We start from the raw sequence: 14,806 nt of genomic DNA on the forward strand, positions 1-14,806 counted from the left end.
ATTACAATGTAATTATGGAGGATACAAACCAAACTGGCTATTATCAGCGTGGAAGTCTTTATTAGAACGTATAGTTCAGTCCCATGTTAAGCAGGTTAATATCTAAGCCGCGCCTGTTTGGGACCCAACCACCTGTTATATTACGATTTACGACGGAATACTCCCCAAATACACGAAAGCGGTTGTTTAAACGGTAGTTTACACCTAAACCAAGGCCCATAGATAAGCTTACTCCAGACGCCTTTGTTTGGTAACTATCCAGCACAACGCCATCGCGGGTAGCTGTACTTTTTAAAGCAGAATGGGCGTAAACGGTGGTTAAGGTAGCAAAACCATAGGCTCGAAATCGCTTGGATACATCTAAAAAATCGTAGCGAAAAGACACCGGAACAATCAGGCCTTTGGTATTTACAGCATCGTAATTACCCTCCAGCACGCCATTGTTATCGCGTGTACTCGCCTGTTGGTAGTAGCGGTTAGTAGCATAAGCAGCTCCAATTTGTATCCGCGCTCTTTTACTTACCTGATAACCTACATGTATGCCCGGATACGGGGTAAAGTTAGTACCATGCAGGATTGGGGGAGATTGATGAGCGTTGTAATTCAGGTAATAAGGAGTAACATTAAAATCGACACCTACATAAAATTTTTTAACTGGGTCGCCTGCTGGGTTTAATTGCTGCGCCCAAACCAGTACCGATGTAAAAAGCAGAAAGATAAGAGCAAAGGTAGTTTTCATGAGATGTTCGTTGAGTAATGTTGGAAACACTTGTCACTACCAGATGTTAAAATCTCTCGACGGGTTGCTCTACTTCCCAACTAATAAAAATAAAAAAAAGCTGCCATGGTAGCCGGACACCTTGGCAGATAGAACAAAATTTGCTTTTATCGTGTTTTTACGATAAGTTTACAAAACTTTCTTAAATTTTAAAACTTAATAACTTGTTTGGAGTTATAGGAAAGTAAGCCGATATGGCAGTAACTGGTATTGGAACCATATTTGAAGCAAATACCCTATTATATATAATTAATTTTAATGCTTAATTTTAAAAGTTATGGCACACAAAGCAATTGAAATAACCGATGCAAACTTCGATGAAGTGATCAATTCCGATAAACCCGTACTGGTAGACTTCTGGGCCGAGTGGTGCGGACCTTGCCGCATGGTAGGCCCCGTAGTGGAGCAATTAGCCGGCGAGTACGAAGGCAAAGTAGTCGTGGGAAAAGTAGACGTGGATGCTAATCCGCAAACTTCTGCTAAGTTTGGTATTCGCAGTATACCTACCCTGCTGGTATTCAAAAACGGCCAGGTAGTAGATAAGCAAGTAGGTGCCGTACCGAAAGCGGCCTTAGCTCAGAAATTAGACGCCCAAATTGCCTAATAATTTTAAATTTTTATTTAAAAGCCCTTTTGCTAACTAGCAAAGGGGCTTTTACTTTTTATAGCTGAATCGAGTAGCCCAATTTTATACCTATCTGCTAACTTGCAGGGCAGCAACTGACCTTTTTTTGTAACGCAATAACTAGATCTGGGTAAGTCGAAAGAAAATAGCGTCAGAACATTTTAGGAGAATAGCTTGTTAAAGTATACTGATGAAAATAACTGTTTGCCGAAAAGAACACTTTAACGCCGCGCATCGGCTGAATAACCCCGCTTGGAGTCCCGAAATGAACCAAAGGGTATTTGGCAAATGCAATAATCCGAACTACCACGGCCATAATTACTCCCTCACGGTTAAATTAACGGGCGAGGTAAACCCCGAAACAGGCTACGTGTACGACATGAAATTACTCAGTGACCTGATCCAAGACGAAATTCTAGCCAGATTCGACCATCAAAATTTAAATTTGGATACGGAGGAGTTTAAAAATCTCAATCCCACAGCTGAAAACATTGCCATCGTTATCTGGAACCGGCTTCGGGAAAAAATTTCGGCGGCTTACGCGCTATCCGTTACCTTATTCGAAACCGACCGCAATTTTGTTGAATACCATGGATAAACTTACTCCTAATATACCCTTAGATTTGGAACCGGAAGAAACCGACCCTATTTCCTCAAACACTTCTATTGAAACGCCGCTGCGGCCCGATGCTTTTGCCCTGAGCGATGCCGAAAAAATAGAACGCATTACCTTTTACTTTCGCGAGATTATGCACACGTTGGGCTTAGACCTTACCGACGATAGCTTGCAAGGCACGCCACACCGTGTGGCAAAAATGTACGTAAACGAAGTATTCCGGGGACTTAATCCCGAAAATAAACCCCAAGCGAAACTGTTTGAGAACCGGTATGCCTATAACCAGATGCTGGTAGAGCGCGATATTACCATTTACTCGTACTGCGAACACCACTTTGTACCGATCATTGGTAAAGCTCATGTGGCGTATATTCCGGAAAACAACGTGGTGGGCCTTTCTAAATTAAACCGCATTGTGCAGTATTTTGCCAAACGCCCCCAGGTACAGGAACGCTTAACCATGCAAATAGCCGATGAGTTAAAAAACGTGTTGCATACCCAAAACGTAGCGGTATACATTGAAGCCGATCACTTATGCGTCATGAGCCGGGGGGTAAACGATGTAGGGAGTAGCACCATTACTACTGAGTTTACTGGTCTTTTTCAGGAAGATAAATACCGGCAAGAGTTTTTGCAGTACATCCGAAAGTAATCTCGAATTATTTTGAATAATTTACTTATAATATATAGTAATTATAATTTATTTTATAACTTTAAGGCTATTACCTCCGATCGCACGTATGGCCTACTTATTGAGTTGTTTCGTTTTAGTAACTCACTTGTTGTTAACTAACGCAACGGAAACAAATTAAATGGCTGGTAAAATATTAATAACCGGCGGCACGGGCCTGATTGGTACCCGACTGTCGGAAATGCTCATAGATTTAGGCTACGAAGTAGCCCATTTAAGCCGGAATAATGGCAAACAATCCCATTATCAAACTTTTAAATGGGATATTGAAAATAATTACATCGAAGAAAAAGCCCTTACCTACACCGATTACATTATTAACCTGGCGGGTGCCGGGGTAGCCGATGGCAAATGGACGGATAAGCGAAAACACGAAATTAGGGACAGCCGCGTTCATGGCACCAACCTGCTCATCGAGCAATTAAAAAAAACGTCCCACCACGTAAAAGGCTTTATATCAGCTTCAGCGGTTGGCATTTACGGTAACAGCGGGGAGCGCCTGGTAGCCGAAGAAAGCAGTTCGGCCGAAAACGACTTTCTGGCGGATGTTTGCCGCGACTGGGAAACGGCTGCCAATCAGGCCCGTAACTTAAATATTCGCACGGTTATTTTCCGGATTGGCATTGTGCTGAGTAAAGAAGGCGGCGCCTTGCCCCAATTAGCTAAACCTATTAAGCTAATGGTAGGCGCCCCGCTGGGTTCGGGCCGGCAATATATATCCTGGATTCACCTGGACGATATGTGCCGTTTACTCATCGCGGCTCTCGAGGATCACCAGTTTCAGGGAGTATACAATGCCGTAGCGCCTCACCCGGTTACCAACGAAGAATTTACCCACCAATTAGCCGAAGTATTACATAAGCCGCTTACAGGTTTAAAAGTACCGGCATTTGGTTTGAAATTGATGTTGGGCGAAATGAGCGAAACCGTGCTGGGCGGCTCGCGGGTAAGCGCCAATAAAGTGTTACAAACGGGTTTTACCTACGAATATAATTACCTCGAAGAAGCCTTGGAATCGTTTTACGTAAAAGAAGCATAACAATAGGCGTTAAAGCAATTTAGGCTCAACACTGACTTACCGTATTTTAAAAAATTTAAAATTTGGCGTTAAATCTACTTGTTCCTGCCACTAGCTTATTTGTTTTTAAAATTTAAACTCGAATTTACGTACAGGAAACGTTTTTCCGTTATGGTATTGTTATTTCGATTATGTACACCCGCGAACAAGCCTCTCAGCTAAGGCAAGCTTTCTGGACCGTCTTTGGACAATACATGCTGCCCGTGCTTTCTGCAGAAGGATTAAAAGCCAACTGGCTCAACTACAATACCGGGTTTAAGCATTTGTATTTCCGGATGAAAGCCGATAAACAAATGGCCTCCATCGGGATAGAGATTACGCATCCTGATATAGAAATTCAAGAGTTTTTTATGGAGCAGTTTTTAGCTTTAAAAAACTTATTACACGAAACCGTAGCGGAAGAATGGATTTGGCAACCGCATGTTCCGGACGAGAACAGCAAAATTATTTCGCGCATTTACCAGGAAATAACTCCGGTTAATGTTTTTAACCGCGAAGATTGGCCCACGTTGATTTCCTTTTTTAAACCCCGCATCATCGCCCTAGATGCTTTTTGGAGCGATGCCCAATATGCCTTCGAGGATTTGCGGTAACTACTTCGCACTTGCTAGAGCAATTTACTTTCAAACATCGGCCGTGTTTCAGAAGCTTCACAAGCGGTTTTTTAAATTGAGCTAGAACTCCTCCACTTCGGGTATATCTTTCTGGTTGTAAAATATACGTTTACCCTTGGCCTGCCCCATGCTTACCATTTCGTCGGCCCCCTGAGAGGCACTGCCAATCCGGAGAACGGCATCGCATTTATCGATTAACCGGATGGCTACCGGGTGAAAAATAGCATTAAATACCGCATCGCCGGTTTGTTTAGAACCAGCGGCTTCCACTAAAGGCAAAGCAAACCACTCCCCCAACACCGGTAAATGGCCGCGTTGATAGAGTTCCAGGGCTACAGTAGTCATGTGGTGCACGTTAGCCGCAATTTTGGCAGGATCGTCTTGGGTGCCGGAGCGGTACGGCCCTGCCACTAAAATTAGCAAAGGTTCATCGGTTTTCATGCCAGCAGGTTCTCGAGTTTAGCGTATTGCAGCAACATAATGGTTTTCGCATCTTTTATTTCGCCGGTTTTAATCATGTGCAAAGCCTCATCCAATGGCAACTCCAGCACTTCAATATTTTCCTGCTCGTGGGCTACTCCGCCCCCTTCGTTTACTTTCATGTCTTTGGCGTATTCTGCTACAAAAAAATATAAAATCTCGGTAACGGAGCCCGGCGACATGTAGGCTTCAAAAATCTTTCGTACATCCGATACTTGGTAACCGGTTTCTTCTTCGGTTTCGCGCTTAATGCAGTCTTCGGCATTGTCTTTATCTAACAAACCGGCACAAGCTTCGATGAGCATGCCCGTGGGGTTGCCGTTTACAAAGGTGGGTAAGCGAAATTGCCGGGTAAGAATTACCGTTTTTTGCTCTTGGTTGTACAATAAAATAGTGGCACCATTGCCCCGGTCGTAAGCTTCGCGGCTTTGGGTTTGCCAGGTTCCTTCTTTGGTTAAATAATCGTAAGTTACTTTGCGCAGGGTGTACCAATTATCCGACAAAACCTCGGTCTGCCGGATTTTTACGTTGCTGTTCATTTTGGATTTTGTTTAAATTGTAGGCTTGAAAAATAACATTTTGCTTGTGCGGCAGCAAATTACATATTTCCTGTTATTCAACGGGGCTAAAACAAAGGTAAAAATTTAAAAAAACAGGCTTCTAACTACTCCGGAATGCAGGAATACAGTCACTTTTTAAAAGTAAGAATAGTAGCCGATAATGGCAGACTGTTCAGCTGTTACGCCAAAAATCAACCAGCAATTAGTTAAGCTGTTAATTTAGCCTGAATGACTTGGAGTAGACGAATGATATGATCGGCCCTTTCTTCTAAACCCACTAGGCCGGTAATGGCCTCTTCGTCTTTATTGGCTTTTTTTAAATTAACCAGGTAAGTAGCGTAATCATGAATTTCTTCGTGCACTTTGCCCAGTTCCTGCATAGCCGGAATGTGCCCATACAGAGGAAAGCCAAAATCTTTGATCCAAATTCCAAAGTTGCATTGTCGGTGATCCAGAATAGGTTCCAGGGGAGTATCCACGCCGTAAACAAAAGACTTTACCTTTGATTTAAACAAAAAATGTTTCGTAACGGCAAGTTTAAGCTGGTGATTCAGAAACTCCATACTTCTTTTTTCTGACCTTTCTTATAAGAAAAAACACAAAGTAAATGATTTAGCGATTAACCAACAGTTGTTAATATTTAGGCAGATTGCTTTACTACGCTATGATATGAACTATTTTACGTGAAGTACAATTAAAATGGCCACCTATCACTTTATTTATCTGTTATAAACTTTGCTGCATCTGACCGAGCTGCCAATTATTTATCTTTGTTGCTGATAAAATAGGAATTGCTAAAGAAATAAAAATTACATGTTGTTTCATCAAGTTTGTAAACTCTTTGCCGCTCTTACTCCTTACGAATTATACGATGTGTTGCGCTTGCGCAGCGAAGTTTTTGTGGTAGAGCAGGATTGCGTTTTTCTGGATATGGATAATAAAGACCAGGAATGTTACCATTTGTTGCTTTATCAGAACAACCAGTTAGCGGCTTGCGCCCGTCTGCTCGCGCCCGGTTTATACTACGACCACATGTCCATCGGGAGGATTGTAACGAGCCCTGCCGCCAGAGGCTCTGGCTTAGGTAAAGAGTTAGTGGCCGCCGCCATTGCAGCTTGTTACGATTTATATGGCCCCGGCCCAATAAAAATTGGTGCCCAGCTCTACGCCAAAGCTTTTTACGAAAAGTTTAATTTTGTACAAACCGGAGAGGTGTACGATGAAGATGGCATTGATCATATTCATATGATTAAAGCCTGAAATTAGAATACTCCAACATCAGCCAGTTCTAAAATTAAAAATTTTTCTGGCCGGCCAATATTACTTACTCGATCAAAAATTTAAAATTACCTGTATCTCATAATCCAAAATGCTGGAACCTACCCAACCCAATTCCGAGATATTACTGGATTTAGTGCGTCTGAAAATGCCCTTTGGCAAGTACAAAGGCACTACCCTTTGCGATTTACCCATATCTTACCTGGAGTGGTTATATAAAGAAGGTTTTCCAACGGGCAAACTAGGCATTCAATTAAATACTTTGTATGAGATAAAACTAAACGGATTAACCTATTTGCTGGAACCTATTAAAAAGCAGCTGAAGCAAGGCTAAACACCCGATAAAATTTAAAAAAATTAAGGGTTAAACTTACAATCCTAAGTTCTTAATGAACTATGAGGCATTGCCAAGTTTTTGGCTTCTTTTCCGTACAATCCTGCATAATCCGCCTGTAGCTTAGTATAGTTTGTAGCGATATCTAGCTATAATCAATAGCCATCAAACCTGTCAGCGCGGAGTAATTGCGGGCACCACTGTATAAATAATTCCTCGGCTTTTTCCACTAAACCGGCTTTTACTAGATTTCTACCGCCAGTTTAGCGCAGCGTAACTGGTGGTAGCGAATTATTACTTTTTAAATAAACTAATCTAATTCAATTAGTTTATTTAAACTTCTTGGTTGGATCTTGCCTAACATCAAAAAAAGTCAGAATTATAATATGATCTCCTTTTATTCTATAAAGTACCTGGGTTTGTTTGGTAACCTGAAAACCGTATATTTTCTTATCTGCTACAGCTATAGACCCCATTTCAGGAAAGCTTTTTAGTAACGCTAAAAAGTCAACTATCTTCTGTTCAAAAGCTTCCGCTACTTTGTCACCCCATTCTTGTTGTATATATTCTCTTATTGCTTTATAACTTCTTTCTGCTCGTTTAGTTAAAAGGATATTCATGAAAGCTTTTTGAAAACTGATTTGGCATCTACTAATTTATCTTCATCTTCGGATTCTTCGTAAGCCAACAATACTTCATTCTTCTGCTCCTCGGTTAAAGAATTCCAAAACTTACCAGTTTCGCTATTTTCCCGCGATTTTAAAAAATCGAATAGCGATTGTAGTAATTGTTCACTTTGAATACTATCTATTAGTTGATGAATATTTGATTTCAGTTCGGTTGATTTCATGTTATTAATTTATAAGTTGAGAGATAATCAAAGAGTAGCAATAGTTTGTAACTACATCTAGCAGAGAATACTTAGAGTGATATTGGAAAAAACATAATTACTAAAAACAAAAGCAAAAAGACGACTACTCCAATTAGAAGGAGTGTATTATTGCGTTTCTTTTTCTTAAGGTAAGTATACACATAATGAATATCTGGAAAACGTAAGTTAAACTGGTGTTTTGTCAAATACAGCTTTTCGGCTTTTTGAATATCATTAGCTTCATATGCTTTTCTAATTCTTTTTTCCCAATTATCTTTTTCTAAGAAAGCCCTTGTACTCTCCTTTCTTTTCATTTGGGAAATTTCTGCATCTTCCTGTTTCCTTTCTTTCTCTTGCAGTTCTTTAGGGTTCCAACTATTACCACATTTTAAGCAGGAAACAATAATATCTTTACTGCCGTGGAATCCAGCTAAAAGACCAACTCCTCCGGTTAATACGGCTCCTGCTACTGCTTTACCACTACTAAATCCCTTTTGATTAGCAATTATTTGGTCAGAATTACATTTAGGACAAGTTACTTTTTCTTCCATATCTTAATGTATTTATACTTTAAATGCTGTCAAACACTCAAAGTATATATTTAATTTATAATTTTTAAATTATATAATTGATTTTACCAAAGGTTTAAATTACAAACTTCTAAGGATAAGTATTTAACTTTTATGTTATTTAAATCTTATTCTAAAATATTTAAATTTCATATAAAGATCTATTATAGTAGTTTCATTTAGCAAAACAGTGATACACATTTTCCTCTAAGTGTTAGCTATTTTTATTACTTCTTTAACATAAAATATTCTCAACTCTATCACCTTACCCGCACGACTCTCCCACCGCTATACGAATGATACTCAGCGTTATACATGGCATCGGCGCCCACGGGTCCCATCTGGAAAGTGCCGGGTGATACGGCGCGGACCTGGTAATAAAAGTACTTGGGTTTAGCAGTAGCTGTGGTGTAAATGTTGATGCGGTCATCGCGAATGTCGATGTGGTCGGGTACGGAGAGGTCCCGGGCCCAGGTAAGTTCGCGTTCGGAGGATAAGCGGGGATTTTCGATCTCGAAGCCGGCCGGCAGCAAATCAGTAATGGCTACGTTTGGGATGCTGCGGCCATCCTGGGTTTGCAGCGCCAAGCGCACGACCACCAAATCGTTTTGCCGGAATAGATTACCCGTAATTTTGTTGCCGTTGCGGTCCAGGAAGGTTTTTCGAACCTGCAGGAAACTATCTTCTTCTTTATAACTGCCACTCTGGCTGATGCCTTCTACATCCCAGAAATAATAGAGCGTACCTTGTCCACTCCCCCGGATCGAGAGATTACCCTGATTTAGTTTATTGGTGATCGTAAGCGGCCTGCCAGTAAACGAAGCGATTAGTTTGCCATTTTGGTATACTTTGGCGGTAGCATTGCCTTGCCCGCGGCGAGAAAGCTTCCCTAAAGCCAGTAAGGCAAAGGCCCGTTCCTGGGTGTTAAACCACCGGTTCGAGCGCAACTCCCCCGATAAGTGCCGGGCCAGAATACCCACCTGCGGATTATCCGGATCGGCTTCGAGCAAACTATTCAGGGAAAGCGCCCGGTCGCGCATAGCGGAGTAAAAACTGCCATCCAAAGCCCTTACAGAAGTTTGGCCCGTAAAGGCAGGTGGTAACAATTGATTAAAACTTTCGCGGTTACCGCTTAGCGCATAGGTGCTGGCCAAAACGTATTTTTCATCCAGGGCTAATAGATCGGGCTTAGCTTTGTAGTAGTTCATGGTGGCCCAATCGGTTTTGCCTGCCACGCTGAGCACGTACAGCGAGTACGTAATTTCGTGGGCCGCAATAAATTTGCTCTGCACCTGACGTTTGGCATCGTAAAAGCGGTATTCTTCCATGGCCCGGCCTTTTACTTTGCGTTGCAGATAAACCAGTACTTTACTGAGTACGGTAGCGTTTACGGGATAACCTGCTTTTTTCGCCTCGAGCAGAAAGTGGGTCGCGTAGGTACTCGTCCACCAATGGGTATCGGTTTGGCCAGGCCAATAGGTAAAACCGCCGTCGTACTGCTGCATGGCTTCTATTTTGGTAATAGCTTCCTGCACCAGGTAATTCGGGTTAAACGTACGGGTCTGACGATCCTGGTTCAAAGCGCGGGCCAAATCAGAGTAATACAATAGCGGGAACGCCGTAGATACTGTTTGCTCCAGGCAGCCGTACGGGTATTGCAGCAAATAAGTAATATCGTCGGTAAATTGGGTTAAAGGCGATTTACTTATAACCAGGCGCGAGGCCACCGAAGTTGGCAGAAAATCGTGCGTGGCTTTAATATCGGCGGTAGCCGTATTGTTTAAGGAACCGGAGCCGGTAATTTTGGTGAGTGAAGCGGCCGGCCGCACGGTAATATCGGTACGGTTCCGGAATGATTCACCTAAAGCTTTTACGTTTACCGTTATTGCCGCCTGCCCGATGGTATTAGCAGCCACTACTTTGTACATTACCCGGGCTTCGCTGTTACCCGCCAGGTTGGCTGGTTGGCTGGTGGTGCCCACTACCCGTAAGGACCCGGTTACATCTAAGTCGCTGCTGGCGGTGGCACTTCTGGTTGTGGTATTGCTGAGCGTAACGGGTACCAGAATGGTATCTTTGGGGCTCATAAACCGCGGCAAGGCTGTACTAATAACTACCGGGTCGGCTACCCGCACGGTTTTTTCCGAAGAACCAAAAGCATTGTCCTTGTAGGCTACGGCCATTACCCGCAACGCTCCCGAAAACTGCGGAATATTTACTTTTACCGTAGCTTCGCCATTCGAATTGGTTTTTAAATGGCCGCTCCACTGCGCTACTAATTTTACCCGTTTGGATGTAAGCGGATTAATGCGTTTTTCTAAATCGTAGCCATCGCCGCCAAAGCTGGAACGCTTACCGGTAAATTCGGGAAATAAGAATGGATACAAATCGTAGGCATTTACTTCTAAAGCCCGCTTCTGGTAAAAGAAGTTGTAAGGGTTGGGCGTTTGGTAATCTTTTAATTGCAAGATGCCTTCATCCACCACCGCCAAAGTTACTTCGGCATTAGGAGCGGTATTTACTTTAATTTGCTGGGTGCGCTGCGAGCGGGAAGTTTCGGGAGCCGTAATGGCCACCTCCAGCTTGGTGCTTTTTTGCGTAATGGTTACAGGTTTAAACCCGCGGGCCACCGTGAGCGGCAAACTGTTATCTTTTACCGGGCGCAAGGCCGTAGCCGTAATGTACAAGGTTGGCAAAAATGTATCTTTAATCGGGAGGGTGAGGGAGGCTGCTTTTTTATCGGTTTTAAGGTAATGGTAACTAAATACTTTGTCGCGCTCCACGGTTACCAGAATTTTACCGGCAAACGGCGATTTAAACAAGATTTTGGCTTCTTCGCCTACTTCGTACTCCGGTTTATCCAGCGTAATATCTACTTCGCCTTCGTTGTTTACTTCAAACGAGGTACTCTCGGTATCGCCAAAACCGTAGGCGTAAAAACCCTGGGCCACGTAATTACTGGCTCCAGGCCGCAACACCCGGATTTCGTAATCGCCGGAAGCTACGGGCGTAAAAGTAAACGGGGCCCCGCCTATGGGTATATTAATTACACGGCTGCTCACCACCGTTTCTTTGCGTTGTGATTTGTAGTTATAAGCTTCATCCGGGGAACGTTCAATAACCGATTCGTACGTAAAACGCACCAGTTGCACCCTGGCTGGAGCAGCTACGGGTTGACCGGTTTTATTTACAGCCAGGAGCGGAATGCGCATAGGCTGCCGGGTACTCACGTATTCATCAAAATCGCGGATACCGTAAAACACGGGTTGGGTGCTTACCTCAAATTTAGCCAGCCGGTTTACCGGGCGGCCCGTTTCATCGAAAACCGTGGCATACACCGAGCCATCGAGTAAACCTACATCCTGGTAATCGGCCAGCGTAAAACTTTCCTGTCCTTCGCCCTGCGCATTGGTTTGCCCTTGCCGGACGCTGTTCTGAATATCCACTGCTCCGGAAGTAACAATATCAAAAAGATACTCGGAAAACTTTTTAGCTTCGAATAACTTTTTCTTTAAACTAAGCTGTACTTCGTAATTACGATTAGCCGCGGGTGGCCCGAATAAGTTTAGAGCCGTAAGCTTGGTGATGACACTTTCGCCGGCGCTAAAACTAAGTTTGTTCAAAGTGGCGGTTACTTTTAAACGGTCCGAAATAAATTCTTCGACGCCAATTTTCTGAGAATTCAGCAAAACATCGTTACCGGAATATACTTCTACGGTATACGAGCCCGTTACGGCCGCGGCGGGTAAGGTAAAACTGGTTTCGGCGGCGCCTTGTTGGTTGAGTTTGGCTTTGGCACTTTTGTATTCTTTGCCGTTGGGCAGTAATAATTTTAATTTTATTGGCAAGCCGGCTACTGTTTTCCAGTCAGGGGTACGTACCACGGTGTTCAAATGGATCACGTCGCCGGGCCGGTACAAATCGCGGTCGCCGTAAATAAAAGCATCGTAAGGGATATCGTTGAGCCGCTTGCCACCTACCTCAAAACGGGAAGTATTTACCTGGGTCTGGCTGTAAGGCAAATACGTAAAATCGGCACCCAGGCGGGCGGTAATTAAACCTACTCTAAAATCCGGCGCTTGTTTATCGATGTCGGCAAACCGAACGACTCCATCCTGGTCGGTAGTGCCTTTGTAAATAACCTGGTTGTTGGTACTGATAAACCGGATTTCCACGCCCGATAATTCCTTGGCTTCGCGGATAGAGTTTACGAAAACCATTACGTCGTTTTTGCCTTGTTTGGCGATTAAACCAATATCCGACACCGCTATAATTTTGGAGTCGCGCAGCCACTTTTGCTCGGTGCTGGTTACGGTGAGCACGTACAAGCCTTTAAATTCGCTGTCGAAATCCAAGTCGTTGAGGTCTAAGTTTAGCAAGAAGGCGTTGCCTTGTTTCCGGAGGTTTTTGGTGTCGTATTCGCGTTCAAAAATAACGTTGCCGTTAGTTTCGTTTACCGGATAAGCGTAGCTTTCGTGGTATTCTTCGGCTTCTTCGTCGTACTCGCCTTCGTACAATTTACCGTCCTGCAAAGCCCGTAAAATATTGTTTTCGTAAATTTTACCGATACTTACTTTAATGCGGGGCACTTTGTTGATGTTAAGAGCAATGTTGCGGGCTCCCTGGCTACTCAGGTACACGCTGCGGGCGTTTACAAACCCAATGCCGGGCCGCACCGCCGCAAACGATACCGTATGGGTGTAATCCTGACCCATTTTGGTACCCGCCAGGCCGGTCAGGTTTTTAGAAATGGTTAGTTCGTAGGTATTTTCCTGAGGCATATTGCCTTTCAGCATAAAACCACCTTCCATTTCTTCCACGGTAAATGTTACCCGTGGTTCCAGCTTAATCAAGGTGCTGATGTTATCGGTTTGTACCGGCAAGGTGGTGGCCACGTAGATGTGTTCTTCCCCGTTTTCTACACCGGTGGTTACTTCGGAAATCTGTAAGTTTTGTCGGCTGGGCAGAATCACTTCTTTTTCGATGGTGGCTTTGGTTCGGTAACGACTGCCGGCTGTGGCTAAACCAGGAGCAATACTCACGCGTACCGGCAGGGCATCGTCGCGCAGAGCCGCATTTTTCTTTAGCCGCACGGCTACGGCCTCGCCGGTTTTGCCCGGTATTACTTCGGCCGGTAACTCTACGGTACCATTATACACGCGTATCCGGTTTTTTAATAAAGCGCGAACTACCGGATAATTAAAATTTAAATCCAGACGGGCTTCCAACTCGGCGGGATTAGTTTCGTTTTGGGTCCAGAAAGCCCGGGCTTCCTCTAAATCTAAATAGGGCGTGTGAAACCGGATGCTTTGTGCCTTAGGCAAGGGGTACTTTTCGGAACTATGCTGCAACAATTTCTCCGTAAACTCCGCCTGAAAATCGGTGCTGGGGGCAAAAGGCTGCAACGGCGAAAATACCAGTTCGTTGGGGGTGTTCCATTTAAAGCGGCCTTTCACGGTTGGCGTAAACTGGATATAAGCCGCAGTATCCCATTTTTGCAACTGCGCGGGAGTAGCCAAGTCTTTATTAAAAACAAAAACCAGGTTTTGCGCCGGTTCAATTTGCTCGGTAAAATTTTTACTTTCCAGTTGCAGTTCATTGCTACTGGGGCGGCAACTAAAAAACAAAAAAATTAAAAAAAAGGATCTGGTTAGCAGAGAACTAACACGACGAGTAAAACAAGAAGCGTTCATAAACAGGCGAAGAAAAGCAAATTGCGTTATGCGTTAAATGTACAAATAGTTTGCAATCTGCTTAGCTAAACCAAATAATAAATTTTGCTAATATTTGTGGTACCCTTCCGCCTGCGGCACCTTCCCTAAAAACAGGGAAGGAGAAGCAGTTATCTTTTTTAATAAAAGCGATGTCTACTGATTTAATAAAGCGCTGCTCAAATTTAAAATCTTTAACCCTGGTACTTGGTTAAGCTAATCAAAAGATATTTTTTGAATCGGATTATAATTTTGACACACTTATAGGGAAAAATTTAAAAAACGAGTCGTTAGTAGATAATAAGCTAGCCGCAAAAGCGAGAACGAGTTTCCTTTCGGAGGAAAAATAGAAATAGAAAAAGCTGCCTCTCCTCCCCTTTTTTAACTTTTCCGAAGGGGGAAAGGAATACATTTTCATGCTTTTTTACCTGAACCAACCGGCACCTGGCATTATAAAAGAAACATCCAGTTTCCCTGGTTCAAATAAGTCCAGGGAACAATTCCGTTTTTAATTAATTTACCTATATTTAAAACTGTTTGCGGTAGTATAATTTCTATTACTACACTTTTGGTTTTTAGTGAATAACGTTATTCTCCATTT

General features: G+C 43.3%; 15 protein-coding genes. 7 read left to right on the forward strand and 8 right to left on the reverse strand.

Translation table 11 applies throughout. The features are described 5' to 3' along the window. Nucleotides 1–61 precede the first annotated feature (61 nt). A complete protein-coding gene (locus AHMF7616_RS14410) occupies nucleotides 62–739 on the reverse strand; it encodes an outer membrane beta-barrel protein (protein WP_115373524.1) in 678 nt (225 codons plus the stop codon). 316 nt (nucleotides 740–1,055) lie between these two features. Here AHMF7616_RS14410 and trxA point away from each other — a divergent pair, with 316 nt between their 5' ends. The 5 genes from trxA to AHMF7616_RS14435 all read left to right on the forward strand — a co-directional run bounded on the left by trxA (nucleotide 1,056) and on the right by AHMF7616_RS14435 (nucleotide 4,381). After that, complete coding sequence (trxA, locus tag AHMF7616_RS14415) at nucleotides 1,056–1,382, forward strand: thioredoxin (RefSeq protein ID WP_106925492.1); 327 nt, start codon at nucleotides 1,056–1,058, stop codon at nucleotides 1,380–1,382. Nucleotides 1,383–1,593: 211 nt separating this feature from the next. Continuing rightward, nucleotides 1,594–2,001 (forward strand): 6-pyruvoyl trahydropterin synthase family protein, encoded by a 408-nt coding sequence (locus tag AHMF7616_RS14420; protein WP_115373525.1) that lies wholly within the window; start codon nucleotides 1,594–1,596, stop codon nucleotides 1,999–2,001. Next, a complete protein-coding gene (gene folE / locus AHMF7616_RS14425; protein WP_115373526.1) occupies nucleotides 1,994–2,671 on the forward strand; it encodes a GTP cyclohydrolase I FolE in 678 nt (225 codons plus the stop codon). The genes AHMF7616_RS14420 and folE overlap by 8 nt, the downstream gene beginning before the upstream one ends. Before the next feature lie 160 nt (nucleotides 2,672–2,831). Next, nucleotides 2,832–3,749, forward strand: coding sequence for a TIGR01777 family oxidoreductase (locus AHMF7616_RS14430; RefSeq protein WP_115373527.1), 918 nt, complete (start codon nucleotides 2,832–2,834; stop codon nucleotides 3,747–3,749). Nucleotides 3,750–3,919: 170 nt separating this feature from the next. Then, complete coding sequence (locus AHMF7616_RS14435; protein ID WP_115373528.1) at nucleotides 3,920–4,381, forward strand: DUF4268 domain-containing protein; 462 nt, start codon at nucleotides 3,920–3,922, stop codon at nucleotides 4,379–4,381. A gap of 81 nt (nucleotides 4,382–4,462) precedes the next feature. Here AHMF7616_RS14435 and AHMF7616_RS14440 read toward each other — a convergent pair whose 3' ends face one another. From AHMF7616_RS14440 to AHMF7616_RS14450, 3 genes are all read right to left on the reverse strand, one after another. After that, nucleotides 4,463–4,843, reverse strand: coding sequence for a DUF4406 domain-containing protein (locus AHMF7616_RS14440; protein ID WP_115373529.1), 381 nt, complete (start codon nucleotides 4,841–4,843; stop codon nucleotides 4,463–4,465). Beyond that, entirely contained in the window at nucleotides 4,840–5,421 is a 582-nt protein-coding gene (nudK, locus tag AHMF7616_RS14445) for a GDP-mannose pyrophosphatase NudK (RefSeq protein ID WP_115373530.1), read from the reverse strand. The genes AHMF7616_RS14440 and nudK overlap by 4 nt, the downstream gene beginning before the upstream one ends. A gap of 227 nt (nucleotides 5,422–5,648) precedes the next feature. After that, nucleotides 5,649–6,005, reverse strand: coding sequence for a CZB domain-containing protein (locus AHMF7616_RS14450; RefSeq protein ID WP_115373531.1), 357 nt, complete (start codon nucleotides 6,003–6,005; stop codon nucleotides 5,649–5,651). Between the two features lie 250 nt (nucleotides 6,006–6,255). Between AHMF7616_RS14450 and AHMF7616_RS14455 the strand changes: the two genes are divergently transcribed. After that, entirely contained in the window at nucleotides 6,256–6,702 is a 447-nt protein-coding gene (locus tag AHMF7616_RS14455) for a GNAT family N-acetyltransferase (RefSeq protein ID WP_115373532.1), read from the forward strand. A 109-nt stretch (nucleotides 6,703–6,811) separates the two neighbouring features. Continuing rightward, on the forward strand, nucleotides 6,812–7,054 hold the full coding sequence (locus tag AHMF7616_RS14460) for a DUF3820 family protein (protein ID WP_115373533.1): 243 nt from the start codon (nucleotides 6,812–6,814) through the stop codon (nucleotides 7,052–7,054). 329 nt (nucleotides 7,055–7,383) lie between these two features. Here AHMF7616_RS14460 and AHMF7616_RS14465 read toward each other — a convergent pair whose 3' ends face one another. From AHMF7616_RS14465 to AHMF7616_RS14480, 4 genes are all read right to left on the reverse strand, one after another. Then, nucleotides 7,384–7,674, reverse strand: coding sequence for a type II toxin-antitoxin system RelE/ParE family toxin (locus tag AHMF7616_RS14465; protein WP_115373534.1), 291 nt, complete (start codon nucleotides 7,672–7,674; stop codon nucleotides 7,384–7,386). Beyond that, the gene (locus AHMF7616_RS14470) at nucleotides 7,671–7,904 is read right to left on the reverse strand and encodes a hypothetical protein (RefSeq protein ID WP_233507570.1); all 234 of its coding nucleotides are present in this window, start codon (nucleotides 7,902–7,904) and stop codon (nucleotides 7,671–7,673) included. Before AHMF7616_RS14470 ends, AHMF7616_RS14465 begins: the two co-directional genes overlap by 4 nt. A gap of 71 nt (nucleotides 7,905–7,975) precedes the next feature. Continuing rightward, entirely contained in the window at nucleotides 7,976–8,476 is a 501-nt protein-coding gene (locus AHMF7616_RS14475; protein WP_115373535.1) for a hypothetical protein, read from the reverse strand. A 278-nt stretch (nucleotides 8,477–8,754) separates the two neighbouring features. Then, the gene (locus AHMF7616_RS14480) at nucleotides 8,755–14,121 is read right to left on the reverse strand and encodes an alpha-2-macroglobulin family protein (protein WP_158546174.1); all 5,367 of its coding nucleotides are present in this window, start codon (nucleotides 14,119–14,121) and stop codon (nucleotides 8,755–8,757) included. Between the last annotated feature and the right edge of the window lie 685 nt (nucleotides 14,122–14,806).

It is taken from the genome of Adhaeribacter pallidiroseus (assembly GCF_003340495.1).
Classification (GTDB): domain Bacteria; phylum Bacteroidota; class Bacteroidia; order Cytophagales; family Hymenobacteraceae; genus Adhaeribacter; species Adhaeribacter pallidiroseus.

Excerpts from the sequence above, each read along its gene's own strand:
- AHMF7616_RS14410 (WP_115373524.1), bottom strand. The coding sequence starts at position 739 with ATGAAAACTACCTTTGCTCTTATCTTTCTGCTTTTTACATCGGTACTG.
- trxA (WP_106925492.1), top strand. The coding sequence starts at position 1,056 with ATGGCACACAAAGCAATTGAAATAACCGATGCAAACTTCGATGAAGTG.
- AHMF7616_RS14420 (WP_115373525.1), top strand. The coding sequence starts at position 1,594 with ATGAAAATAACTGTTTGCCGAAAAGAACACTTTAACGCCGCGCATCGG.
- folE (WP_115373526.1), top strand. The coding sequence starts at position 1,994 with ATGGATAAACTTACTCCTAATATACCCTTAGATTTGGAACCGGAAGAA.
- AHMF7616_RS14430 (WP_115373527.1), top strand. The coding sequence starts at position 2,832 with ATGGCTGGTAAAATATTAATAACCGGCGGCACGGGCCTGATTGGTACC.
- AHMF7616_RS14435 (WP_115373528.1), top strand. The coding sequence starts at position 3,920 with ATGTACACCCGCGAACAAGCCTCTCAGCTAAGGCAAGCTTTCTGGACC.
- AHMF7616_RS14440 (WP_115373529.1), bottom strand. The coding sequence starts at position 4,843 with ATGAAAACCGATGAACCTTTGCTAATTTTAGTGGCAGGGCCGTACCGC.
- nudK (WP_115373530.1), bottom strand. The coding sequence starts at position 5,421 with ATGAACAGCAACGTAAAAATCCGGCAGACCGAGGTTTTGTCGGATAAT.
- AHMF7616_RS14450 (WP_115373531.1), bottom strand. The coding sequence starts at position 6,005 with ATGGAGTTTCTGAATCACCAGCTTAAACTTGCCGTTACGAAACATTTT.
- AHMF7616_RS14455 (WP_115373532.1), top strand. The coding sequence starts at position 6,256 with ATGTTGTTTCATCAAGTTTGTAAACTCTTTGCCGCTCTTACTCCTTAC.
- AHMF7616_RS14460 (WP_115373533.1), top strand. The coding sequence starts at position 6,812 with ATGCTGGAACCTACCCAACCCAATTCCGAGATATTACTGGATTTAGTG.
- AHMF7616_RS14465 (WP_115373534.1), bottom strand. The coding sequence starts at position 7,674 with ATGAATATCCTTTTAACTAAACGAGCAGAAAGAAGTTATAAAGCAATA.
- AHMF7616_RS14470 (WP_233507570.1), bottom strand. The coding sequence starts at position 7,904 with ATGAAATCAACCGAACTGAAATCAAATATTCATCAACTAATAGATAGT.
- AHMF7616_RS14475 (WP_115373535.1), bottom strand. The coding sequence starts at position 8,476 with ATGGAAGAAAAAGTAACTTGTCCTAAATGTAATTCTGACCAAATAATT.